Origin of the sequence: Periweissella beninensis (assembly GCF_016908275.1) — a bacterium.
Taxonomy (GTDB): Bacteria; Bacillota; Bacilli; order Lactobacillales; family Lactobacillaceae; genus Periweissella; species Periweissella beninensis.
Genome location: NZ_JAFBDN010000004.1, coordinates 45,539 through 67,088, shown reverse-complemented (window position 1 = coordinate 67,088; position 21,550 = coordinate 45,539). Strand labels below are relative to the sequence as shown.

General features: G+C 36.2%; 24 protein-coding genes and 1 riboswitch. Of the genes, 2 read left to right on the top strand and 22 right to left on the bottom strand.

Features of this window, described 5'->3' with window-relative positions; all coding sequences use genetic code 11:
- Positions 1 to 133: 133 nt before the first annotated feature.
- The 10 genes from JOC59_RS02585 to JOC59_RS02540 all read right to left on the bottom strand — a co-directional run bounded on the left by JOC59_RS02585 (position 134) and on the right by JOC59_RS02540 (position 8,911).
- Positions 134 to 1,987 (bottom strand): FtsX-like permease family protein, encoded by a 1,854-nt coding sequence (locus JOC59_RS02585; protein ID WP_205143239.1) that lies wholly within the window; start codon positions 1,985 to 1,987, stop codon positions 134 to 136.
- Between the two features lie 10 nt (positions 1,988 to 1,997).
- Complete coding sequence (locus JOC59_RS02580; RefSeq protein WP_205143238.1) at positions 1,998 to 2,750, bottom strand: ABC transporter ATP-binding protein; 753 nt, start codon at positions 2,748 to 2,750, stop codon at positions 1,998 to 2,000.
- 256 nt (positions 2,751 to 3,006) lie between these two features.
- Positions 3,007 to 3,714: a DUF6198 family protein gene (locus tag JOC59_RS02575; RefSeq protein ID WP_205143237.1), complete on the bottom strand. Its 708-nt coding sequence runs from the start codon at positions 3,712 to 3,714 to the stop codon at positions 3,007 to 3,009.
- Between the two features lie 19 nt (positions 3,715 to 3,733).
- Complete coding sequence (locus JOC59_RS02570; protein ID WP_205143236.1) at positions 3,734 to 4,321, bottom strand: ECF transporter S component; 588 nt, start codon at positions 4,319 to 4,321, stop codon at positions 3,734 to 3,736.
- Positions 4,322 to 4,440: 119 nt separating this feature from the next.
- Positions 4,441 to 4,561: riboswitch (FMN riboswitch) on the bottom strand.
- A gap of 77 nt (positions 4,562 to 4,638) precedes the next feature.
- Entirely contained in the window at positions 4,639 to 5,391 is a 753-nt protein-coding gene (locus tag JOC59_RS02565; RefSeq protein ID WP_205143235.1) for a pseudouridine synthase, read from the bottom strand.
- 3 nt (positions 5,392 to 5,394) lie between these two features.
- Positions 5,395 to 6,000: an SMC-Scp complex subunit ScpB gene (scpB, locus tag JOC59_RS02560; RefSeq protein WP_205143234.1), complete on the bottom strand. Its 606-nt coding sequence runs from the start codon at positions 5,998 to 6,000 to the stop codon at positions 5,395 to 5,397.
- A 26-nt stretch (positions 6,001 to 6,026) separates the two neighbouring features.
- A complete protein-coding gene (locus JOC59_RS02555) occupies positions 6,027 to 6,773 on the bottom strand; it encodes a segregation and condensation protein A (RefSeq protein WP_239516996.1) in 747 nt (248 codons plus the stop codon).
- A complete protein-coding gene (locus JOC59_RS02550) occupies positions 6,742 to 7,122 on the bottom strand; it encodes an N-acetyltransferase (protein ID WP_205143232.1) in 381 nt (126 codons plus the stop codon). The genes JOC59_RS02555 and JOC59_RS02550 overlap by 32 nt, the downstream gene beginning before the upstream one ends.
- A 20-nt stretch (positions 7,123 to 7,142) precedes the next feature.
- A complete protein-coding gene (gene xerD / locus JOC59_RS02545; protein ID WP_205143231.1) occupies positions 7,143 to 8,033 on the bottom strand; it encodes a site-specific tyrosine recombinase XerD in 891 nt (296 codons plus the stop codon).
- Positions 8,033 to 8,911, bottom strand: coding sequence for a CvfB family protein (locus JOC59_RS02540; RefSeq protein WP_205143230.1), 879 nt, complete (start codon positions 8,909 to 8,911; stop codon positions 8,033 to 8,035). Before JOC59_RS02540 ends, xerD begins: the two co-directional genes overlap by 1 nt.
- 189 nt (positions 8,912 to 9,100) lie before the next feature.
- Here JOC59_RS02540 and trhA point away from each other — a divergent pair, with 189 nt between their 5' ends.
- Positions 9,101 to 9,739, top strand: a complete 639-nt coding sequence (gene trhA / locus JOC59_RS02535) for a PAQR family membrane homeostasis protein TrhA (protein WP_205143229.1) — start codon at positions 9,101 to 9,103, stop codon at positions 9,737 to 9,739.
- A gap of 174 nt (positions 9,740 to 9,913) precedes the next feature.
- Here the strand turns inward: trhA and JOC59_RS02530 are convergent, their stop codons facing one another.
- Entirely contained in the window at positions 9,914 to 10,351 is a 438-nt protein-coding gene (locus JOC59_RS02530; protein WP_205143228.1) for a flavodoxin domain-containing protein, read from the bottom strand.
- 155 nt (positions 10,352 to 10,506) lie between these two features.
- Here JOC59_RS02530 and JOC59_RS02525 point away from each other — a divergent pair, with 155 nt between their 5' ends.
- On the top strand, positions 10,507 to 11,094 hold the full coding sequence (locus tag JOC59_RS02525) for a VanZ family protein (RefSeq protein ID WP_205143227.1): 588 nt from the start codon (positions 10,507 to 10,509) through the stop codon (positions 11,092 to 11,094).
- 59 nt (positions 11,095 to 11,153) lie between these two features.
- Here JOC59_RS02525 and JOC59_RS02520 read toward each other — a convergent pair whose 3' ends face one another.
- The 11 genes from JOC59_RS02520 to JOC59_RS02470 form a co-directional block, all read right to left on the bottom strand.
- Complete coding sequence (locus JOC59_RS02520) at positions 11,154 to 12,323, bottom strand: cysteine desulfurase family protein (RefSeq protein ID WP_205143226.1); 1,170 nt, start codon at positions 12,321 to 12,323, stop codon at positions 11,154 to 11,156.
- A 38-nt stretch (positions 12,324 to 12,361) separates the two neighbouring features.
- A complete protein-coding gene (locus JOC59_RS02515) occupies positions 12,362 to 13,066 on the bottom strand; it encodes a 5'-methylthioadenosine/adenosylhomocysteine nucleosidase (RefSeq protein WP_205143225.1) in 705 nt (234 codons plus the stop codon).
- Positions 13,067 to 13,103: 37 nt separating this feature from the next.
- Positions 13,104 to 13,454: a hypothetical protein gene (locus JOC59_RS02510; protein WP_205143313.1), complete on the bottom strand. Its 351-nt coding sequence runs from the start codon at positions 13,452 to 13,454 to the stop codon at positions 13,104 to 13,106.
- Complete coding sequence (locus tag JOC59_RS02505) at positions 13,447 to 14,013, bottom strand: NUDIX hydrolase (RefSeq protein WP_205143224.1); 567 nt, start codon at positions 14,011 to 14,013, stop codon at positions 13,447 to 13,449. The genes JOC59_RS02510 and JOC59_RS02505 overlap by 8 nt, the downstream gene beginning before the upstream one ends.
- Positions 14,014 to 14,052: 39 nt before the next feature.
- Positions 14,053 to 14,268, bottom strand: a complete 216-nt coding sequence (locus tag JOC59_RS02500) for a cold-shock protein (RefSeq protein ID WP_205143223.1) — start codon at positions 14,266 to 14,268, stop codon at positions 14,053 to 14,055.
- 136 nt (positions 14,269 to 14,404) lie between these two features.
- Positions 14,405 to 15,529 carry a tRNA 2-thiouridine(34) synthase MnmA gene (mnmA, locus tag JOC59_RS02495; protein WP_205143222.1) on the bottom strand — a complete coding sequence of 375 codons (1,125 nt, stop codon included), beginning with the start codon at positions 15,527 to 15,529 and terminating at the stop codon, positions 14,405 to 14,407.
- Positions 15,530 to 15,781: 252 nt separating this feature from the next.
- Entirely contained in the window at positions 15,782 to 16,162 is a 381-nt protein-coding gene (locus JOC59_RS02490; protein ID WP_205143221.1) for a hypothetical protein, read from the bottom strand.
- A 34-nt stretch (positions 16,163 to 16,196) separates the two neighbouring features.
- Positions 16,197 to 16,355 (bottom strand): hypothetical protein, encoded by a 159-nt coding sequence (locus tag JOC59_RS02485; RefSeq protein ID WP_205143220.1) that lies wholly within the window; start codon positions 16,353 to 16,355, stop codon positions 16,197 to 16,199.
- 125 nt (positions 16,356 to 16,480) lie between these two features.
- Positions 16,481 to 18,265, bottom strand: coding sequence for an ABC transporter ATP-binding protein (locus JOC59_RS02480; RefSeq protein WP_205143219.1), 1,785 nt, complete (start codon positions 18,263 to 18,265; stop codon positions 16,481 to 16,483).
- A 22-nt stretch (positions 18,266 to 18,287) separates the two neighbouring features.
- Complete coding sequence (locus JOC59_RS02475) at positions 18,288 to 20,021, bottom strand: ABC transporter ATP-binding protein (RefSeq protein WP_205143218.1); 1,734 nt, start codon at positions 20,019 to 20,021, stop codon at positions 18,288 to 18,290.
- 328 nt (positions 20,022 to 20,349) lie between these two features.
- Positions 20,350 to 21,510 (bottom strand): hydroxymethylglutaryl-CoA synthase, encoded by a 1,161-nt coding sequence (locus JOC59_RS02470; protein WP_205143217.1) that lies wholly within the window; start codon positions 21,508 to 21,510, stop codon positions 20,350 to 20,352.
- Positions 21,511 to 21,550 lie beyond the last annotated feature (40 nt).

The following is a 21,550-nucleotide window of genomic DNA, read 5'->3' as shown; positions in this document are numbered from 1 at the left end:
CTTACTAATTCATCGCTATAAGTACTGCCTAACCGAAACCACAAACACTTCCTTATTATTTGCCAAGCAAAAATGCAGTAAAAAAGCCTGGGATTACCCCAGACCTTGATCAACGTTATGCTTAAAACATCCGTTAATTGTGCTTTTGTTTTAATGCTAGTATTTTTTGATATAAAAATACTGTTAACAAGTAATACAATACGTATAAGATAACTACGACAACTGCCGCAAAACCAAATCCTAAATAAACGTTGCCCATGATTGGTTTAAACATTGGTAAACCAAACCAAACATCTAAGAACCCAATAATCATTGGAATACCAAAGATAACACCAATTTCTTTAGCATTGGTTTGTTTAAGTAAACTAGTATTAGCACCAATCATTGATAAAATGCGATACCGTTTTTTATCAATTGCTGTATTACTTAATACTTTAAACATTAAAGTACTTGCAAGCATTGTTAAGAATGCAATTGCTAAGAAGAAGCCCATAAACTCAATCCCCCCCATGTAACTACGTAATAGTTGAACAATAGGATAAGTACCAGTAATGGTATCCGTTGAAAAATCAGAATGATTTGCCATTTGTGATTTAACTAACGCCGCTAAAGTTGTTTCATTAGCATTATAATCTTTAACCCGAATAACCGTAATCGAACCAGATTGCCCTTTGGCTACAGCAAATGCGGTTTTATTTAAAAAGCTAGCATCAATCGCTCCCATATTATTAGCAGTAACATTAACATTATTAGCAGTAATATTAACCAATAATTGATTTAAAGCTGATGGATATTTATTAGCCAGTTCTTTGGCATCAGCGTAAGTTGTCTTTGGTATTTTTAAGGATTCTTGCGTCTGCATAGTACCATTAGTTGCTAATACTGGTAGGTTAACTTGACTAAACTCGGCTTTACTTAAATAAAGTTTGGCTTTATTTACCATTTTATATTGATAAGTGGTCTTAAACGTAACGCCTGTTAACTTGTCAATATTTGCCGTCTCTTGCTTAGTTGGATCTTTAATTGCAATGGTGTATGCGGAATTTTGGCTAGCCAAAATAGGAACAGTCATTTGAAAGCCTCGACCTACACTCAATGCACCGAGTGCTAATGCAAACATTAGCGTCACAATTGTTAGTAGCTTATCAAATGCGCTTAAGCGGAAGGTTAACTGACCAATCGTAAAGCGCCGTAATCCCTTATATGAACCAGTTAACTTTTGTAAGACGTTCAAAATTAAAATCAAACTAGCACGAATAATTAAGAATGTTCCACTCACATTCAAAATCAAAGCTAAGATTAAGCCCATCAAGCCCATTTGCGCAATTTTGTGCATGATTATGAAACTTAAAATCATCAAAATAATACCCAAAATACCAAAAATAAAATAACGTCCCATTTTAGTTGGTAGTTTTTCATTTACTTGATTGGCATGGAGTAAATCATTAAGTTGCGTGCGTTTTAAATGCAATACATTCCAAATACCGTTAATTGTTAGAATTACTGCAAAGAAAACAATCGTAACAATTAAGCCTCGACCATTAAAAAATTGCCAATGTGGTAAATTCAAATATAGTAATTTTTGTAAAACATTCCCTGCAATCGCTGTCAACGCCATACCGACGAAGATCCCGACTACTGAAGCTAATGAACCTAAAATAAGAGTTTCTCTAAATAATAACTGTGAAACTTGGCTTTTAGTGGCTCCATACATCATCAATAAACCATATTCACGTTGGCGTAATTGTAATAGAAAATTATTAGCAAATGTTAAGTAAATTAATGTAATGAATCCTAGTAAAAATTCACCAATCACAAAAATTAACGTAATTTGCTGAATTATTGAATTAGCTTCTAAGAAAGCACGATTATTAGCAATCGTGGTAAACATAAAAAAGATTGCGACTGCAATTGTCAAACCAGTAAATAACACAATAAAATCTTTTAACCGATGTTTAATAGTTGATAAAGCAATTTTTGATAACATAATTTATCTCCTATTCATTAAAGTTTCCTAGTGTTGTCAAGACATCACGATAGAAATCTTCTCGACTAGCATTGTGTCGTTCTAACGTTTGTACGATTTGACCATCGCTCAAAAAATGAATTTTTTGCGCAAAACTCGCTGAAAAAGCATCATGGGTAACCATTAAAATCGAAATATTATTTTCCATATTAATTGCTGATAAATAATTCATCATTTCACGTGCATTATTTGAATCAAGTGCACCGGTAGGTTCATCACCAAAAATCAGACTTGGTTGATGCACCAATGCTCTTGCTGCTGCAACCCGTTGTTTTTGACCTCCCGATAGCTCGGTTGGAAATTTATTTAACTGTTCGGTTAGATTAAGTTGCTTGGCAACTAAATGGACCGCTTTTTTTATTTGAGCTTTTTTAATTTTTTGAAGGCTTAATGGCAAAGCAATATTATCAAAAACATTAAGGCTTTCAATTAGATTGTACTCTTGAAAAATAAAGCCTAATGTTTCACCTCTAAATTTAGCCAAGTTTTTGTCGTTTAATTGCCAAATATCTTGATTGTTAACCTTAACGGTTCCACTTGTTGGAGCTTGCAATGTTGCTAGCACATTTAATAATGAAGATTTACCAGATCCTGAAGGACCCATGATTGCTACAAACTCGCCATTGGCAACCTGGAGATCAATCCCTTTCAGAGCCTTATATGGTTTATTAGTCTTTTGACCATAAACCTGCGTTAAATTATTAACTTCAATTACGTTTTTCATAATTGTGATTCCCTTCTGACCATTTAAAATTGATTAATGCTGGTGGTGTATTGCGTGTACCACCTGTACTACAAATTATAGTACACTTAGTAAAGCAAAGTTGCAAGCCTCTTTTATTAATTTTAATTAATTACTTAACATTTTAGCGATACTGAGGTTCCATTAGATTACTAAGTAAAAACGACTAGACATTTGCCTAGTCGTTACTGATTAGTGAATTGTCAAAAGCAACATACTTAACAACAACTAATTTAGCCTATCTATTATGAACTGGTTGCTGTTGTTTCAATGTATTAATACGATGTTTTAAATAGGGAAAAATATGCTGATCACTCCACCCAATGATAGCTCCTTGACATAAAAAGGCAAATAACGTACCGATATTAAACGCCACAATCTTTCTTTCAACGATCCAAATGATTATAATGATCGTTAAGGGAAAAGTAAAATTTAATAATTGAGCTAAGATCGGGTTTCCATGCACATATTTAAACCGAATAATATTCGTCATATCGTCATTTGGATGTAAAATAAGATTAACTCGTTGATAAATCGAAACCGCTATTGCTAGTAAAATAATTCCTAAGACATCTAAGCCAAGTCGAACACCATAATTTAAAGTACCAACGCCGATACGACCAAACCAGCTCGCCCAAAGAGAAACAAAAAAGCCAAACGGGCCAATAAATAATAAATTACCAATAATTCTCGGCCACTCAAGATGACCCAACAAGATAATATTTAGCCCAATCACTAATATGCCATATAAAATAAGGATGAAGCTAATGTCTTGTCGTGTTACTAATGCCAAATTAGCCGCGGAAGCAGTCCACATGGCACTGCCCAGATTACAAGCAACCGTTAAACCGTTGCCCATGCTATTTAAAATTAGCGAAATAATCAAATAAAAAGACATCTCACGCCCTGTCAGATTGCGTGTGATGCCGGTATTTGTTTCATACATAAACTGCCTTCTTTTTAAATTATTTTAACTGTACTTTCTGTTGTTTAATATAATTTAAAATTGGAAAAATTACAAGCGCTGTTACAAATGATAATACAATTCCTTGAATTAAGTTAAATGGTAAGACCATTTCAACAATCCATTGCTTTAAATTTAACCCCACTGATGCTAAGCTAAAGTTCGCAAATTTTTGATAAAGAGGAATTGCATAAACATAATTTAAGAATGCCATCACAATCGTTAAACTAACAGTACCAAAAGTTGCCCCAATAATATAGTTTTTAAGAGTAAGGACAGGACTTTTACGGGTAAATAGCCAAATTGACGTTATAAAAAGTGCCATTGCAATAATATTCATTGGCATTCCAATCCAATCATTGACACCACTATTCATAATCAAAACCTTAATGACTGATCGAAATACTAAGATGACCAACGCACTTGGCAAGTCCATGATTAACATCCCAATCAAAACAATTACCACTGAAAAGTCTAGTTTCATAAAGCCACCAAACATTGGTAAAGTTGGAAAAATCATTAAAACTGCTGCGACTGCTGATAATAAAGCAATTACTACTAATCGTCTAGTTCTAGAAACACTATGCATAATATATACCATCCTTTGATACAGGATCTTCGTGGTTTGGCTATTCAATTAAATTTGGCCAAATAAAAATCCTCTCTGTCTTCATCACAAAGAGGATTGATTTGTCCATAACAAAATAAACCAATCTTCTACATACCAGACTTTACTGTCGGTACTGGAATCACACCAGTTCAACTTGTTAAAAACAAGGTCGCGGACTTTACCGCCGGTCGGGAATTACACCCTGCCCTGAAGATTTACTGTATATTAATTTAACTAAAGCATAACTTATGCTTAAAAAGTTGTCAAGAATTATTTATAATCAATTCTTAATATGTTTAAAGTCGCCCTTGTTGCTTAAAGTTAGCAAAGCCACTTTGTAAGGCTTCAACTTCTTCAAACCGTAAATCACGATACTCCCCTGGTTGTAATCCGGTTAAATCAAGGAAGCCATATTTTTCTCGGCGCAAACCAACAACCTCATGCCCAATTGCTTTAAACATTTTTTTAACCTGATGATTACGACCCTCATGAATCGTAATTTGAACTAAACTAGTTGTCTTGCCCTTTTTTGTATTTGTAGCTAAAATTTTAGTTTTGGCGGGTTTGGTTTTTTTCCCCTCGAGGATAATACCATGCCGCAAAGTTTGGAGTTGGTCATTAGTTGGTAAGCCTTCAACCTTAGCAGTATAAACCTTATCGACCTCATATTTAGGATGGGTTAATTGTTGCATTAAGGCCCCATCATTAGTCATAATTAAGGCCCCAGTAGTATCATAATCTAGGCGTCCAACTGGATAAACTCTTTCAGGTACATCAGTTAATAAGTCAACAACCGTCTTTCGGCCCTTTTCATCACTAACTGTTGAAACAACACCACGTGGCTTATAAAGTAAGTAATAAACATGCTTTTCGGGTTGTTGCATTGGAATGCCATCAACCTCGATCTTATCTTTTGTTGCAACTTTATAACCTAATTCTGTCATTACTTGACCATTTATTTTAACGTGACCTGCCTTAATTAACTCTTCTGATTTACGTCGTGACGCAATTCCGGCTTGGGCCATTACCTTTTGCAATCTATCTGCCATTAATTACTCCTTCTTAGTATCTGTTTGTATCGTATTATTTTGCTTATTGAACGCTGCTAAAAATAAGTCACCGGTCATTTCAGTATTATCTATTAAATTATCCTGGTCGGTTAATTGTGGTAATTCGGTTAAACTTTTCAAACCAAAGTAATTTAAAAAGTAATTTGACGTCCCATAGATAATTGGTCGACCAGGTTTATTTTTACGCCCAATATCTTCAATTAGATTGCGTAACTGTAGTTTCTGAATAATTGAACTTGACTGAACACCACGAATTTCATCTACTTCAATTCGCGTTACTGGTTGGCGATATGCGATGATCGCTAAAACCTCTAGTGATGCTTGTGTAAGGTTGGTCGAGAGCGGTTCTTCAAAATACTGCTTAATTACCGGATTAAGATTAGCCTTAGTCGCTAGCCGATATACTTCTGCATTCTGTAATAATTCAAAACTACAATCATCATCAGTTTTGTATTTCCGCGCTAATTCATCAAGCATTGCAATCAAAGCAGGTTTTTGAAACTCAGTTAACGCTTTTAAATTATCTAAGCTAATTCCTTCATCACCCGCAATAAAAACCAAACCTTCAACTTGAGCTAAACTTGTCACGATTATATACTCCTAAAATATTAAGTTTAATTTATTTTTACTGCCTGGTAGAGCATTATTGTGGCATTATGCGCCGTTTGCTTAATTAATAGTTTATGATGCTTGGTCATTTCAAGCATTGCTAAAAACGTTGTTACATACTCTGTAACTTCAAAATCATCATTAAATAACGTCTTAAATTCAATTCCTTGCGGATTAGCTGCCAATTGTTGCGTAATGAAAAATGTTTTTTGTGTGATAGTATAACTTTCCTTTTTTATCGTAGCCGCAATTGGCACACTCAGCTGTTTTCGTTTAAGCATTTTGGTAAATGCTGCTTGTAAATCAGCTAGTTCAATCCCTGGTTGAATTGGCTTTAATTTAATTTCATGTGGTACCGCCATAGGTGTTCGTGAAAACTGTTGTTGTCGCGCTTGCTCATATTCATGTAACTGATTAGCCGCCTGTTGATATTGTTTATACTCTAATAACTGGTTGACTAAGTCCTGACGTGGATCTTGATAAACCTCATCACCAGTTTCAATATCAAAAGTTGGTTGTTGCGGTAGAAGATACCGTGACTTTATTTGCATTAAACTCGCGGCCATGACAAGAAATTCACCCGCAATATCTAACGATAAATTTGGCTGGCTATGTAAAAATTCCATATACTGTTCGGTTATTTGAACAATCGGGATATCATAAATATCAACTTCTGCTTTTTTGATTAAATGTAACAATAAATCAAGTGGTCCTTCAAAATCACTTAATTTGATTTGCAGTTCGCTGTTCATAATTACGTCTCCATGCATTAACAATTTTTTGGCCAGCAATTGTACCCATTAAAATTTCATTCGGATAACATTGATTTAACGCATCCAAAACTTCAAATAAAAGTGGGCCATTGCGAAACTCTGGCATAATTGAAACATACCTTAAGACTAAAACACCATAGGTATGCTCAACACCAACTAACGCAATAAAATGGCCATTATTATCACGCCATAAAAGTAATTCCCGTGTTGAACTAATAGCATACCATGAAAATTCATTATCTAGTCGATTGACATCTCTTAATCCTGGGACATACGATAATAAACCCATAGCATTCTTTTTAAAATCATCACGATACTTTACTAACATTAATGTACCCCCTATTATTATTAAGCCCGCGGATGTGCTTTATTGAAGACTGCACGAGCTCGTTCATTCGTAATGTGTGTATATATTTGGGTTGTTGAGATATCCGCATGCCCTAACAATTCTTGGACAATCCTTAAGTCAGCGCCATTTTCTAAAATATGCGTTGCAAATGAATGGCGTAATGTATGAGGGGAAACGTCTTTAGTTATCCCTGCTTGCCGGACTATTTGTTTAATAATTTTCCAAATACCTTGTCGTGTGAGATGATGTCCATGATCATTTAAAAATAAATACACACTTTCGTTGCCTTTTAATTGCTTAGGTCGGACATTATGATAATAGCGAGCCACCCATTCAATTGCTAAGTCACCGATTGGAACAACCCGTTCCTTGTCACCTTTTCCCAAAGTTTGTAATAATCCTAATTCAAAATGCAAATCAGAAATTTTTAAATTAACGATTTCAGAAACTCGTAAACCGGTAGCATACATCATTTCAAGCATGGCTCGATTACGAATACCCAATGGTGTCTTTACATCTGGTGTGGCTAAAATCAATTCAACATCGGCCACACTTAACACATCCGGTAGATGTTGCTTCTTTTTGGGCATAACTACTTTTTCCATTGGATTGCTAGTAATTACGTGCACTTGAATTAAATACTGATAAAATTTGCGTAATGAAGTCACCATATGAATGATGCTATTTTGCGAACTACCGCGCTGATTTAAATAAGTTAGATAATTTAATATTTCAAAATGACTGACTGTCGTCGCCGTTATTTTTTGTTGTTTTAAATAAGTTAAATACTTCCTTAAATCTTGCCGATAACTTGTAATTGTATTAGTAGCTAAACCTCGTTCAACCCGCACATATTGTAAATATTCCGTCACTAACTTTTTATTATCCATTAGTTTTCCTTATTAACTAATTTTAATTGTCCTTCACTTTGTTGTACTAAGCGTTGTTTTAACAGGTTACCAATAGCACGTTTAAATTGACCTTTTGATATGCCAAAGTATTCTTTAATTGCTTTGGGATCACTTTTGTCAGTAAAAGGCAGTGTATGGGTTTGATTATGTTCAAGCATTGCTAATAACATTTTGGCATCTTGCGAAATCGCTTCATATGCCCGTGGCTTTAAGCTTAAATTAAGTAACCCATCTTGGCGCACCCCAATCACACGAGCTTTAACTACTTCCCCTAAACGTGGTTCTCGATCACGTTCATCAGGATGGACAAAACCCATATAATATTCATCAGTTAAAACAAAGGTTCCTACCATTTTTAAGCGAAAAACAGTTGCCGTAATATTTTCATTTTTTAAGGCAGGGCGTGCTTTAAGCGTCACTGCTTTAAAAATACTCTCATCGGCTAATTTTCCCCATAGACGACCTTTATTATCAACCATTAGGCTCAACATGACCCGATCACCCTTTTGGGGCCATAATGCCATGATAGTGGGTAGTGTATCTAATGAAATTACGACATCTTTATTTGGTAAACCAATATTAACAAAAACACCTAAGTCCCGGCGTTGAGCAACCACCTCACCCCACGCATAGTGACCAATTTGTACCTTGGGCAGCTTACGAGTCATTTGCATTTGATGATTTTCATTTTCATAGGCAAACCCAGTAATTAAGCCACCAATATGTAACGTTTTGCCTTCAGCATCCATTTCACTTTTTAGCATCTGGAAGGTGACCCCCGCCTTTTGCATAAAATAATACTTGTCGTTTGAATCAGTCACTTTTGCTTCAATTACACGACCTACAAGTTCTTGCATTTTTTTTCCTCAACTTCTTTTAATTACAATTATCATATAATAATATCCAGTGTTTAGTATAGCATGGATAGTTTACATAACCTAGAATTCAACTAATAAATAGTGTAACTTTTTAACATCTAGTTTACAAAACTATTTAAATAAGTTACACTAACTATAACAACTAGACAAAAGGAGCTGATTAAGGACATGCTAGAAAATAAACGCTATCAAATAATCTACGAAATTTGGAATGCTATTACCCATGGTGTTGGCTTCTTATTAGCAGTCGCTGGTTATATTATTTTACTAATTCATGAGGCGCAACTCCAGCGAAGCTCATTTGCCATGACCGCCTTTATCATTTATGGTGCCACGGTTTGCTTCTTCTTATTGATGTCCACGCTGTTTCATTCACTTGTTTTTACGCGTGCTAGCCGTATTTTTCAAATTTTTGATCATGCTGGTATTTTTCTCGTTATTTTTGGTTCCTATACCCCTTATTGTTGGTTAGCAATCGGTGGTGTTTCGGGCTGGACAATTTGGACGGTAATTTTAACTATGACTATTTTAGGAATTATCTACGAAATTTTTTTTGTCGGCCGTTGGTTGTGGTTATCAGTCATTATTTATATTGTGATGGGTTGGATGATCATTCTCGCAATGCCTACCCTTTGGCACACCCTTAGTCCTATTAGCTTTTGGTTTTTACTAGCCGGTGGCATTACGTATACTGTTGGTGCCGGTGTTTATTCAATTAAACGAATTCCTTTTGGCCATGTCTGGTGGCATCTATTTGTTTTAGCTGGCGCTGCCTTAATGTATTTTTCTATTTTTTTGTCAGTCTAAGCCGATTATTTTGCCGATTAAAATAAAAAAGATTGCACTTATCTAATTTTGATAGGTTCAATCTTTCTTTTTTAAGTTTTTTATATTCCTAATTAATGACTTTGGGTAGCCAATAACGGTTAATAAGAAAGCAGATTGTTTAATCATGTGCAGTTTACAGCTTGGTTACTTAGATTAATCAGCTAATAACGCATTCAATAACGCATCGATTCTTTGATAATCAGTGGCTTGTGGATCACGATCAATTTTAACCGGTGCTGCAATCACAGTGGCTTGCTTAGCCGTTAGCCGTTTAAAGTAGCGATCTAAAGCGCGGCCAAAATGTTCATGGGTTGTTGAACTAGAACCGATTAAAGCAAATTCTACGCCTGTTAAATCAACATCGTTTAGATCATCATAAAAGTCTAACGCTTCATCTGGAAGATCACCATCATGATATGTATAACTGATTAAAATTACTTTTTTATAATCGGCTAAGGTAAACGCATCACTTTGTGAAATTTCTTCATTAATTACAGGATAGCCCTTAGTTGTTAAAAAATTATTAACATACTCTGCTAGATGTTGATTACGGCCACTCATACTGGCATAGATTACTTTTATTTCTTCCATATTCATTCTCATCCTTAGTTATTAATAATAAGTAATTATACTACATTCTCGGCAAATTATTTAAAATATTATAAAACTAATGATAAATAATTGTCCTTTTTTCACATTATGCGTAAAATTACTTACTTAGAAGTAATTTATAATAAGGAGTTCTCATGCTGATTAATAATCAATATATATTTCCACGTGCAATTAATAGCTTAGCAGTATGTTATCTAATTTGGTTAATCGGTTTTGGGTGGTGGTTTTTAAAGCAAAATAAATATCGTTTTTTTGAATTACGAACAACTATGTTAGCAATCTTTACATTCTATCTAGCAAACGTTGCTAAATTAACACTTATGCCAATCTACATTTATCATTTTTGGCGGATTAAGGCATACTTTGGCCAGTTTGGCCAACAAACTGATATTATTCATCTCAATCCCACCTCAATGTTTGCCTTTTTTCCTAATAGCTTTTGGGCTTATCAATTTTTTGGCAACTTAGTCATGCTAGTCCCTTTTGGCATAATGATTAACTATGTTTGTCCTAAAATTAATACTATTTTTAAAGCTACTTTAGCAGGTTTTGGCGTATCCTTAAGTATTGAAACGTATCAATTAATTCTAAGCTATTTTTATTTAACTAATCGTTATTTTGAAACTAGTGATTTAATTTTGAACACGATAGGGGCCTTCCTAGGCTTTTTAATTTGGTTGCTTCTAAAAAAACTACCTTGGTTCAAACAACTAAGCAATTAATCTCATATTATCAACTTAAAAAGGAACCTGGCTTTAGCCCAGGTTCCTTTTTAATGTATTTATTGATGCAACCGCTTAACAATCTTAATTACTTGATCAACAAAATAATTAAGATCATCACTTGTTGTATATCTTCCAAAACTAAGACGAATAGATTCGCTAATACGAGGTGAAGTACTCCCATACATAGCTGTTAACACATGTGATGGTTCTAGTGAGCCAGCAGTACAAGCAGATCCACCTGAAATAGCAATCCCGGCTAAGTCTAAATTGGTTTGCATCACATATGTGGAAACTCCTTTAATCCAAATATTTAAAACGTGTTGCAAGCCATCAGCGGTTAAACTACCATTAACCGCTACTTCAACACCTGCTTGCTTTAGTCGATCTAAGACAAGCTTTTTAAAATCATAGTATTTTGCTTGCCGTTTGGCCTTTTCAGTGGCGGTTAATTCAGCCACCGCTTGAGCAAACCCAGCAATGGCTGGAATATTTTCGGTACCAGCCCGGCGCTTATCTTCTTGATCGCCACCTTTAAGGTAGCTAGGGAAAACAAGTCCTGTTTTACGATATAAAAAGCCTAATTGCTTTGGACCATTAATCTTATGTGCCGATGTTGATAGCATATCAATGTTAGCAACTTTAACATCAATATCTAACAAGCCGAATGCTTGCACTGCATCGGTATGAAACCAAGCTTGATGATCTTTTAGAATTTCACCGATTGCCTGAATTGGCATATGTGAACCAACCTCATTGTTACCCATCATGATGGTAACTAAAATTGTATCATCCCTCAATGCGGCTTTAAAATCAGTTAAGCTAATCACCCCATTTTCATCAACCGGTAAATAAGTTACCTCAAAGCCTTGTTTTTCTAACCATGCAAGTGGTTGCAAAATAGCCTTATGTTCAATAGCAGTGGTAATAATATGTTTCCCTAAATGCTGACGGGCAATCGCCGTACCCATAATTGCGGTATTATCAGATTCTGTCCCACCCGAAGTAAAAACAATCTCTTCTGGCAGCGCATTAATTGACTTAGCAATTGTTTGGCGCGCATTTTCTAAAATCATGTGTGCTTCCCGGCCGGCTGCATGGGTTGATGATGCATTTCCATATACATTTTGCATTTTATCAAGCATTTCATTAATAACACTTGGTACCATTGGTGTTGTTGCAGCATTGTCTAAATAGACAACATCATTATTTAACGCAACTTCTTTCATTTTTTAAATCCCTTCTGACAATTAATTTATTTACCGTATTAATTCTGAAGTGTGTTTTTACTTGCAAATAAGGCTAACAACATTTCAGCTGATTGCTTACCCGCTGTTTCAATAAATTCATCAAAAGTAACACCAGCATCCCCATCAGCATTATCAGACATTGCCCGGACAACTACATAAGGCACCTTAAAAAGCGTGGCAACTTGACCGACCGCTGCCCCTTCCATTTCAGCTGATAAGGCATCTGGAAAATGTTTTTTAATCTGGTCAGCCTTCGCTGCATCAGCAACGAATACATCCGCAGTTACAATCAAACCTTTAACAGTTTTTAAATTAGTTTGTTGTGCTGCAGCAATAATATCGGCTACTAAGGTACGATCGGCATCAAAACGAGCTGGTTGTTGCGGAACTTGCCCATATTCATAACCAAAAGCAGTTGCATCGGCATCATGATAAGCAGTTTGGGTTGCTACAACGACATCCCCAATCTTTAAATCAGCCCCCAGTGCGCCGGCTGAACCTGAATTGATAATCGCATCAACGTTAAAATTACTAATCAACAAAGCAGTAGTAATTCCGGCTCGGACCTTACCAATACCAGACTCAACGACAACTACTGCTTGATTATAAATCGTTCCTTCATGAAACTTAATTCCTTGAATATCTGTCACCGTGCTAGCCGTCATCACCTTAGTTAACGTCGCCATTTCTTCTGGCATTGCATTAATAATTCCGTATTTCATCTCTTTTGATTTCCTTTATTTTAGTTTAGTTGTTAGATTAGCCTACAAAAAATAAGATTAAGTAAGTTGTAATAATTAATAACACCAGGATAATTATCGCGATATTTAAGCGGTACTTTAACCGTTGTTGTTTCCCTAAAGGGGTTAAACGGCCTCGTGGATCCTTATCATAGCGTTGGATTTTGCGCAACTGCTGCCGATTTAATTCCTTAGTTGGTTGGGTATTATGAATTTCCCCATTTTCATCAACCTTGCGTCCGTCAGCCATTTGATGTACAAAATTGGTAGTTGACTTAGGTGCTTCTGTTGGCTTTTTTTCCTTATTTTGCTCCTTCAGTAGCCCCATATATTTACGATAGGCTTTACGATTCAGTGGATTCTTAGCCATTTACTAATTCCTTTACATAGGCAACTTTATTTTTCCAATACCAATACGCAACTTGCGTTTTACTATCATCCAACTGGCCGTGTGCTTGCAAAGCATCCAGTTGCGCGAGCGTATATGTCTGATAGGTTAAATTTTCATCAATATCTTGCGGTAGTTCATTCGTTACCGGCGTTAAACCAGTTGCTAGATATAAATGCATTAACTCATCGGAAAAGCCTGTTGATAAATAAAAACTACTAATCCGTTCAATATGCCGCGCTTGTAAGCGAGTTTCTTCATTTAATTCCCGAATAACTGTATCCAATGGACTAGTATCACGTTCATCAACTTTACCTGCGGGAATTTCTAAAGTTGTTTTGGCAGGGGCTGTCCGCCATTGTTCAATTAAAATCGCTTCATTTGCCGAGGTAATCGCTAAAATGCCAATTGCTGGAGCATGATGGACGACGTCGCGCTTAGCTAACTTACCATTAGGTAACTCAACAATTTGCTCTTCAACATCAATGATACCACCCTGATATTTAACATCTTTTTTAATTACTTTTTCTGTAAAGTCCATAAGCCACTGCCTCCATTATCAATTTATGCTACTTAGTTACTAGCCAACTGGCTGGTCAATTGCTTGAACTTGCGCAGCTTGTGGACCCCGCATACCTTCAACAACGACAAATTCGACATAGTCACCAACGACCAGTTTTTTGAAACCATCCCCAGCAATTCCTGAAAAATGGACAAATATATCGGGCTGACCAGTTACTTCAATATACCCAAAGCCTTTTTCTTCATCCCAAATTTTTACATAACCATGTTCCATCTATTTATTCCAACTTTCTTTATATTCGCTTAATCTTACCATATTTACAACTTATTCACTGACAAAGAATTAATCCTTAACGCTTTTTTTTAAAAACCGACGGATTCAATTGAATCCATCGGTGAGTTCTTACTTCCTATACATATTGCAGTAACTTAGCTTCATTATAGGCACGATCAATAATTGCTGAACCAAAACACTCAGCTCCATCATAAAATACAACGGCTTGACCAGGTGTAACAGCCTTAACTGGTTGATCAAAAATCACAGTTGCCAATGTCTTATCAGCATTTAGCTTAATTGTGACGCCGGTATCTTTTTGCCGATAACGAAACTTAGCTGTCGCATGAAATTCTAACCCACGATCTTGATTAGTAATAAAATTAACATCAGATGCTTCTAAATGCGTCGCATAGAGATGTTCATTATCTTCTCCTTGGCCAACATATAAAGTATTAGTGGCTAAGTCTTTACCAACAACAAACCAAGGTTCATCAGAGTTCTTTTGACCACCAATACCCAAGCCCTTCCGTTGACCAATCGTGTAATACATTAGCCCAGCATGTGCTCCCATATCCACACCATCATAAGTCATCATCCGTCCTTGCTTAGCGGGTAAGTAATTACCTAAAAACTCTTTAAAGTTCTTTTCACCAATAAAGCAAATGCCCGTTGAGTCCTTCTTTTTAGCAGTTGCTAAACCCTTTGCTTCAGCAATGGCCCGGACTTCTGCCTTTTGCATGTGGCCAATTGGAAACATTACCTTTTCGATTTGCGCTTGCGATAACTGTGATAAGAAATATGTTTGATCTTTATTATCATCAGCGCCCCGGAGCATATGCACCACATTATTTTCATCACGGTCAACTTGAACGTAATGACCAGTGGCCACATAATCTGCCCCTAACTCAAGGGCATAGTCTAAAAATGCTTTAAACTTAATTTCTTTGTTACACATCACATCTGGATTAGGTGTTCGGCCCTTTTTGTATTCATCTAAGAAATACGTAAAGACGCGATCCCAATATTCTTTTTCAAAGTTAACTGAGTAATAAGGAATCCCAATTGCTGAAGCAACTTTAGCTACATCCTTATAGTCTTCTGTCGCCGTACAGACTCCAAATTCATCGGTGTCATCCCAGTTTTTCATGAAGACTCCTACCACATCATAACCTTGATCTTTAAGTAGTGCTGCGACAACTGATGAATCAACTCCGCCACTCATTCCAACAACTACTCGTGTATGACTATTATCTGCCATATAACTTTACCATCATTTCTATCTAGATTCTGAGAATCGTTACGATTTGAAGGTCGTAAAATTTCAGTAATGTTCATTATACAATATTAAGCTTACTGAATACAAGTAGTAGTCTTTCACCAATCAAATGCTTTTAAATACAGTTTCACCGTTGCTTGATTTTGGATGCGCTTTTGTTTTTTTGTTTGCCGAGGACGCTGATTGGGATTGGACGCTTTTTGCTGTTGTCGTTCATATTTAGCAAAGGCTTGTCTAACTAATTGCGTATCTGCAACTGTAAACTGTAAGTGGTAAATTTGCTTGGGCATAAGCTAGAATGGTATCACTGAACTGATTAGACTTTTGTGTAGTTAACCAAGTAACAATTGCTGGTTTTAATTTAACGCCACGCCGATAACGTCGCAACGTTTCATCTAATCCAAAATTAACTTCATGAATTTTCGCTTGTAGTTGCCGCATGATTGCTGCATCAATGTCAGTATGATCAGCAAAATGATTGATTCCTAGCGCTAATTGTTCACCAGTTAGCTGATGTTTAAGAATGTATTGATGCTTTAGCCGGCGGCCACAGGCACAGTATAGTTGCTCATGCTGCTTAGGTTCATCATAATACTGATTATATCGATATGCCATAAACTGCCAATCAGTTGCCTTACCCAATAAATTATTATTTGTAAAAATTGATGCCTGCTGATAACGTAAATGTGCTAAGCTGATAACGTAAATGTGCTAATAAGACCGTTTTTTGCGGTGCTGTTAACGTTTGCCAAAGACGATTTCGCTCAGCTTTACTTAAAATTGTTTTAGTCGTTTTCCGTTTTTTCATAATAGCCATATTATACAATTGCAAACATATGTTCGCAACTCGTATTTTACGTGTCTTTTTAGCTGTAGGTGCCTTATTGTCAAATTAACTACCGCAGTTTATGAGCACACATACTTGCTCTAAAACTAGTCACTCCCCTTACCTTGTAATTTGTATAGCTTATAATATTGGCCTTGCAAAGCCATTAACTGGCGATGGGTTCCTTGCTCAACCACAACCCCTTGATCAAGTACCAAAATTAAATCAGCATCTTGAATTGTCGATAAGCGGTGCGCAATCGCAATTGTGGTCCGATTACGACGCATTTTTGCTAATGCTGCTTGAATTAAAGTCTCAGTTTCCGTATCAATATTGGCAGTTGCTTCATCTAAAATCAAAATTTTTGGTTTAGTAACGATTGTGCGTGCAAAATTCAGTAATTGTTTCTCACCCGCCGAAAATGTCGCTCCATTTTCAGTAACTGGCTCATGATATTGACCTGGTAATTTTTCAATAAATCGATTGGCTTGCACAAATTCAGCAGCTTGCCGAACTTCTTCATCACTTATTGTCTCATTGAACATACGAATATTTGACGTAATATCACCGTAAAACATGAATGACTCTTGCAAAACTAAGCCCATTTTTTGTCTTAATTCAGACATTGGAATGGTCCGAATTGGTTGACCGTCAAGCAAAATTTCTCCACTTTGAAATTCATAAAAACGCATTAACGCATTAATGGTTGAACTTTTACCGGAACCAGTATGACCCACTAACGCAATGGTTTGCCCCGGATAAGCAGTAAATGATAAATCTTTTAAAATTGGTTGCTCTTTTGTATAGCCAAATGTCACATGTTTAAATTCAATTTTACCCGCCGTAATTTTACCTTGGGCGTCTTTAGCTTGTTGTGGCGCATATTCTGTATCAGCTAAAATATTCATGACCCGCACACTTGCGACCGAACCATCTTGAAATGGTGCTAGTTGCATCATAATTTCATTAATTGGGTTATAAAATGTTTCTAAATATGAAACAAAAGCATAAATTGTCCCAGCTGCCATGACGGTTGTTTGCGCTTCAACCCCAAATAATAGTAAAACAATCGCAATTCCCAAACCATAAAACAAATCAATTAATGGGTTTAACAATAATGATTCGGTTTTTATCATCCGAACGCGGGCTGCCCGATAACTATCATTTACCACGCCAAATTCTTTTTCCATCCGCATTTCTTGCCGAAAATTCTGAATAACTTTAATACCATTAATTGATTCAGCTAATTTTGCATTTAATTGTGATAATTTTTCACGGATACTACCATAGATTCGGGTACTTAAGCGCTGATAATACATAATTGCAAGTAGCAGAATCGGCACAAAAATCAACATGATGATTGCGATTTTATGATTAGTCGCAAACATTGCGATAAAAGCTGTCAGCATCGCAAAAAATCCCATTAAAATTAACATAAATAATTGCCAAATTTGAAAAATAGCTTGAGTATCATTTGTCATCCGTGATAATAAAGAACCACTCGCATTTTGGTCAAAGTACCGCATCCCCAAACTATGCAAATGGACATATAACTTATGCCGCAGATCAATTTCGATATAATCACTGCCAACCCCATATAAATACTGCTGTAAAAATTGACTAATTGCTTTTAAAACTGTTACCCCAAAATAAATTGCCGCAAAGAAAATTAAGGTTTGCCACGTTGTCTTAGCTTGATTTAAATGATGGTTCATAAAATTCTGAATGATTCGTGGTAATAAGACATTAATTACGGAAACTAAACCAATGCAGGTAATTGCGCCGGTAAAATACCATTTATAAGGTTTAACAAACGGTAATAGCTTTTTAATAATTTGAACTTGTTCTTTAATTGTCAGGGGATTAGCCCAAATTGATTTTTCCTGGCTCATGTGCTCCTCCATTTTTTTATTTTTAATCGGTAGTTTGCTGTTGTTCAAAGATGGTGGCATACCAGCCGTTTTGTGCTAATAATTCAGGGTGCGATCCCTGTTCCACAATTGCGCCATGATCTAAAACTAAAATGTTGGCGGCATGCTTAACTGAACTTAAGCGATGCGCAGCAATAATAGTTGTTTTATGGGCCCGTTTAGCAAGTAAATTAGTCAAAATAGCGTTTTCAGTCCGCGCATCCACGGCTGAGAGAGCATCATCTAAAATTAAAACTTCTGGATCAATTAATAGTGCCCGGGCAATCGCTAATCTTTGCCGTTGGCCCCCCGATAAACTAATTCCATGTTCCCCAACTTCCGTTTGATAGCCTGCTGGCATTAAGGTAATGTCGGTATGCAATGCGGCTGTTTTAGCAGCTTGGATAACCTCAGCCTCAGTCGCTGTTGGTTTCGAAAAACGAATGTTCTCAAAAATTGAGGTACTAAATAAAAAATTTTCTTGCGGAACATACCCAATTTTGGCTAAGTAATTATCAAGGGGATATTTACGAATATCTATCCCGCCCAAGGTAATTTCGCCTGTATAAGCATCACTTTGCCGTAAAAGTAATTTCATAATTGACGTTTTACCAGCACCTACCCGGCCAACAATCCCTAGCGTTTCCCCCGCATGAACAGTCGCTTTGATCTTTGTAAGGGCCGGTTGCTGAGACTCATCTGGGTATTTAAATGCACTAATATTTAACACTAACGCCCCTTGCGGATCAGTTGGAATGGGATTAGGTGCATCAATAATACTGGTTTTCTCAGCTAATATTGCCATTACCCGATCATATGACGCATGGCCCCGTTCAATAATATTAAATAACCGTCCGATCGCAAACATCGGCCAAATTAACATCCCAATGTAGGCGATAAATGAAACAAATTGTCCAATATTAATTGTCTGATTTAAAACCATCATGCCACCGTATATAATTGTTATCACATATGCTAAAACAATTATCATCGTTGTTAATGGATCATACAATGAAGCATAAAATTCAATTTTTTTATACTTTTTTAGTAATGCTTGGTTATGGGTATCCATATCAGCAATATCAGCGGCTTCTTGGCCCAGCGTTTTAATTGCTTTCATCCCCGATAATGATTCTTGAATCTTATTATTTAGTTTTGAAAACTCCGCTTGTTGTTCGCCAAAGGCACGGTGCATCTGCCGGCCTAGTTGTAATGACATTATCGCTAATAGCGGAAATGGTAAGATGGCCACTAATGTCAAGCGCCAATTTACTACAAAAATCATTGATAAAATCGTGACACTACCACCAATAATTGAATCAGCAAAAGTTAAAATACCACTACCAGCAACCTGTTGTACTTGTGTTAAATCGTTTGTCGCCCGTGTCATTAAATCACCAGTTCGATACTTGTGGTAAAATGAGGCATCCATTTGCATAAAATGCTCATACAATTTCCGTCTTAAAATCTGTTCTAATTTAGTGGCACCACCCCAAATATGTACGGCCCAGCGATAGCGAAAATAATATAATAAAATTGTGTCAATAAGTAAACTCCCAATTATCAGTGTCAAACGACTCATCGTTAACGTCCGCGCGACAATTAAATTTACGGTATACCCAATTAAATATGGTGGTAGCATATTTAACAAGGCCGTCATCAATAAATCTAAAACACCCCGAATGTAGGTCGCTTTTTCCATTTTGAAAAACCACCCTAATTTCTTAAAAATATCCATGCTATGCCCTTTCTAATATTGATTAAGAAAAATTCATCAAATAATAATTACATTAAAAAAAATTAACCAACAATATACATATGCTATCAATAACAACCGTTGATAGCAATAATTTTATTAAAATAATCGTAGCAGATATCCTAAACGTACCGGTAATTATCTAATAAGGCGCACAAAAAAAGGGCGAATCTGGTAAAATTCGTCCTTTTACGTTTTTAGCCTAGCCAAATGTTATTTAGGTACTTGCATCATCATAAATATCAACTAAGCTTTCCTTAACAAACATGCATGCTTAGCCTTCTTATGAAGATTTTAAATTAACACCCCATTAACGTTGATGATATTGTTGTTGTTCGTCTTTAATTCCAGCGAACACAAACTGACTACTGTCATTTGTTAAGTCATAAGCCACGTCATCTGGTGCAAGTACAAAATGATCATTAAAAATTTGTTCATAAGTTGTAATTGCTAAACGTTCTCGCTTGGCAAATAACGCTTTGAAATCAGTTTTTAACCCTTTTTGGTATGTTGGTTGGACAGTCCCTGAGTAAAACTCACCTTCAGCACCTGATCCATAACTAAATAAGCCAATTCGTTCACCGCCAGTAAATGCCTGATTATCTAATAATGACATCAAACTCAAGTAAAGTGAACCGGTATACAAATTACCGATTCGCTTATTATAGACACGACTAGCTTCGAAAGCTGTTAATAAGGCCGTTTTGTGTGATTCACTTGCTGTTGGTAAAATTTCCAAAAGCCCTTTTAAGCCCATTTTCGTAAATGGTAAATGAAAGGCAAAGGCAGTAAAGTCACTAATTGCCAACGCTGTTTGCATTTGATAGCGTTGCCATAGTTCTTTAAAGAAGTCTTGATAAATATTGGCTGAAAAATGACCATCAACTAACGCTTCTGTTCGATATAATGGCCGCCAAAAATCCATAATATCGGTACTCATATACACACTATCATCATTTAAGGCTAAAACCTGTGGATTAGCTTTTACTAACATCGCCACTGCACCACCACCTTGCGTGACCTCTCCTGGCGTTTCCAAACCATAGCGCGCAACATCCGCAGCAATTATTAAAACTTGCTTAGTTGGGTGGGCTAAAACAAAGTCCCGGGCAAACATTAAGGCAGCCGTACCACCATAGCAAGCTTGTTTCACTTCAACGGTGCGGGCATAGCGGTTAATTTGTAATAACTTTTGCACATAAATAGCAGCGGCTTTGGAATTGTCAATCCCCGATTCAGTAGCAAACAAAACCATATCGATGGTATCCCGATTAGTTTCATTGATTATTTGGCTAGCAGCACTAGCGCCTAATGTTACTACGTTTTGCGTTTTGGGAATTACAGCTTGTTCAACTTGGCCAATTCCAATTAAAAACTTATTTGGTTCAACATGTCGGGCAATTGCTAGCTCTGTCATATCAATATATTTATCAGTCGTGGCAAACGCCATTTGATCAATCCCAATTTTCATTATTTACTCCAATCTATACCTTAATTTAGTAAAAAACAGA

What these genes read in the sequence shown, in the direction of transcription:
- JOC59_RS02580 (WP_205143238.1), bottom strand. Translation starts at nt 2,750, where the DNA reads ATGAAAAACGTAATTGAAGTTAATAATTTAACGCAGGTTTATGGTCAA.
- JOC59_RS02515 (WP_205143225.1), bottom strand. Translation starts at nt 13,066, where the DNA reads ATGAAATACGGAATTATTAATGCAATGCCAGAAGAAATGGCGACGTTA.
- JOC59_RS02550 (WP_205143232.1), bottom strand. Translation starts at nt 7,122, where the DNA reads ATGTTAGTAAAGTATCGTGATGATTTTAAAAAGAATGCTATGGGTTTA.
- xerD (WP_205143231.1), bottom strand. Translation starts at nt 8,033, where the DNA reads ATGGATAATAAAAAGTTAGTGACGGAATATTTACAATATGTGCGGGTT.
- JOC59_RS02480 (WP_205143219.1), bottom strand. Translation starts at nt 18,265, where the DNA reads ATGAGCCAGGAAAAATCAATTTGGGCTAATCCCCTGACAATTAAAGAA.
- JOC59_RS02485 (WP_205143220.1), bottom strand. Translation starts at nt 16,355, where the DNA reads ATGAAAAAACGGAAAACGACTAAAACAATTTTAAGTAAAGCTGAGCGA.
- JOC59_RS02565 (WP_205143235.1), bottom strand. Translation starts at nt 5,391, where the DNA reads ATGGCAGATAGATTGCAAAAGGTAATGGCCCAAGCCGGAATTGCGTCA.
- JOC59_RS02510 (WP_205143313.1), bottom strand. Translation starts at nt 13,454, where the DNA reads ATGGCTAAGAATCCACTGAATCGTAAAGCCTATCGTAAATATATGGGG.
- JOC59_RS02500 (WP_205143223.1), bottom strand. Translation starts at nt 14,268, where the DNA reads ATGGAACATGGTTATGTAAAAATTTGGGATGAAGAAAAAGGCTTTGGG.
- JOC59_RS02585 (WP_205143239.1), bottom strand. Translation starts at nt 1,987, where the DNA reads ATGTTATCAAAAATTGCTTTATCAACTATTAAACATCGGTTAAAAGAT.
- JOC59_RS02525 (WP_205143227.1), top strand. Translation starts at nt 10,507, where the DNA reads ATGCTGATTAATAATCAATATATATTTCCACGTGCAATTAATAGCTTA.
- mnmA (WP_205143222.1), bottom strand. Translation starts at nt 15,529, where the DNA reads ATGGCAGATAATAGTCATACACGAGTAGTTGTTGGAATGAGTGGCGGA.
- JOC59_RS02475 (WP_205143218.1), bottom strand. Translation starts at nt 20,021, where the DNA reads ATGGATATTTTTAAGAAATTAGGGTGGTTTTTCAAAATGGAAAAAGCG.
- JOC59_RS02575 (WP_205143237.1), bottom strand. Translation starts at nt 3,714, where the DNA reads ATGTATGAAACAAATACCGGCATCACACGCAATCTGACAGGGCGTGAG.
- JOC59_RS02470 (WP_205143217.1), bottom strand. Translation starts at nt 21,510, where the DNA reads ATGAAAATTGGGATTGATCAAATGGCGTTTGCCACGACTGATAAATAT.
- trhA (WP_205143229.1), top strand. Translation starts at nt 9,101, where the DNA reads ATGCTAGAAAATAAACGCTATCAAATAATCTACGAAATTTGGAATGCT.
- JOC59_RS02490 (WP_205143221.1), bottom strand. Translation starts at nt 16,162, where the DNA reads ATGGCATATCGATATAATCAGTATTATGATGAACCTAAGCAGCATGAG.
- JOC59_RS02520 (WP_205143226.1), bottom strand. Translation starts at nt 12,323, where the DNA reads ATGAAAGAAGTTGCGTTAAATAATGATGTTGTCTATTTAGACAATGCT.
- JOC59_RS02555 (WP_239516996.1), bottom strand. Translation starts at nt 6,773, where the DNA reads ATGAACAGCGAACTGCAAATCAAATTAAGTGATTTTGAAGGACCACTT.
- JOC59_RS02570 (WP_205143236.1), bottom strand. Translation starts at nt 4,321, where the DNA reads ATGCATAGTGTTTCTAGAACTAGACGATTAGTAGTAATTGCTTTATTA.
- JOC59_RS02530 (WP_205143228.1), bottom strand. Translation starts at nt 10,351, where the DNA reads ATGGAAGAAATAAAAGTAATCTATGCCAGTATGAGTGGCCGTAATCAA.
- JOC59_RS02505 (WP_205143224.1), bottom strand. Translation starts at nt 14,013, where the DNA reads ATGGACTTTACAGAAAAAGTAATTAAAAAAGATGTTAAATATCAGGGT.
- JOC59_RS02540 (WP_205143230.1), bottom strand. Translation starts at nt 8,911, where the DNA reads ATGCAAGAACTTGTAGGTCGTGTAATTGAAGCAAAAGTGACTGATTCA.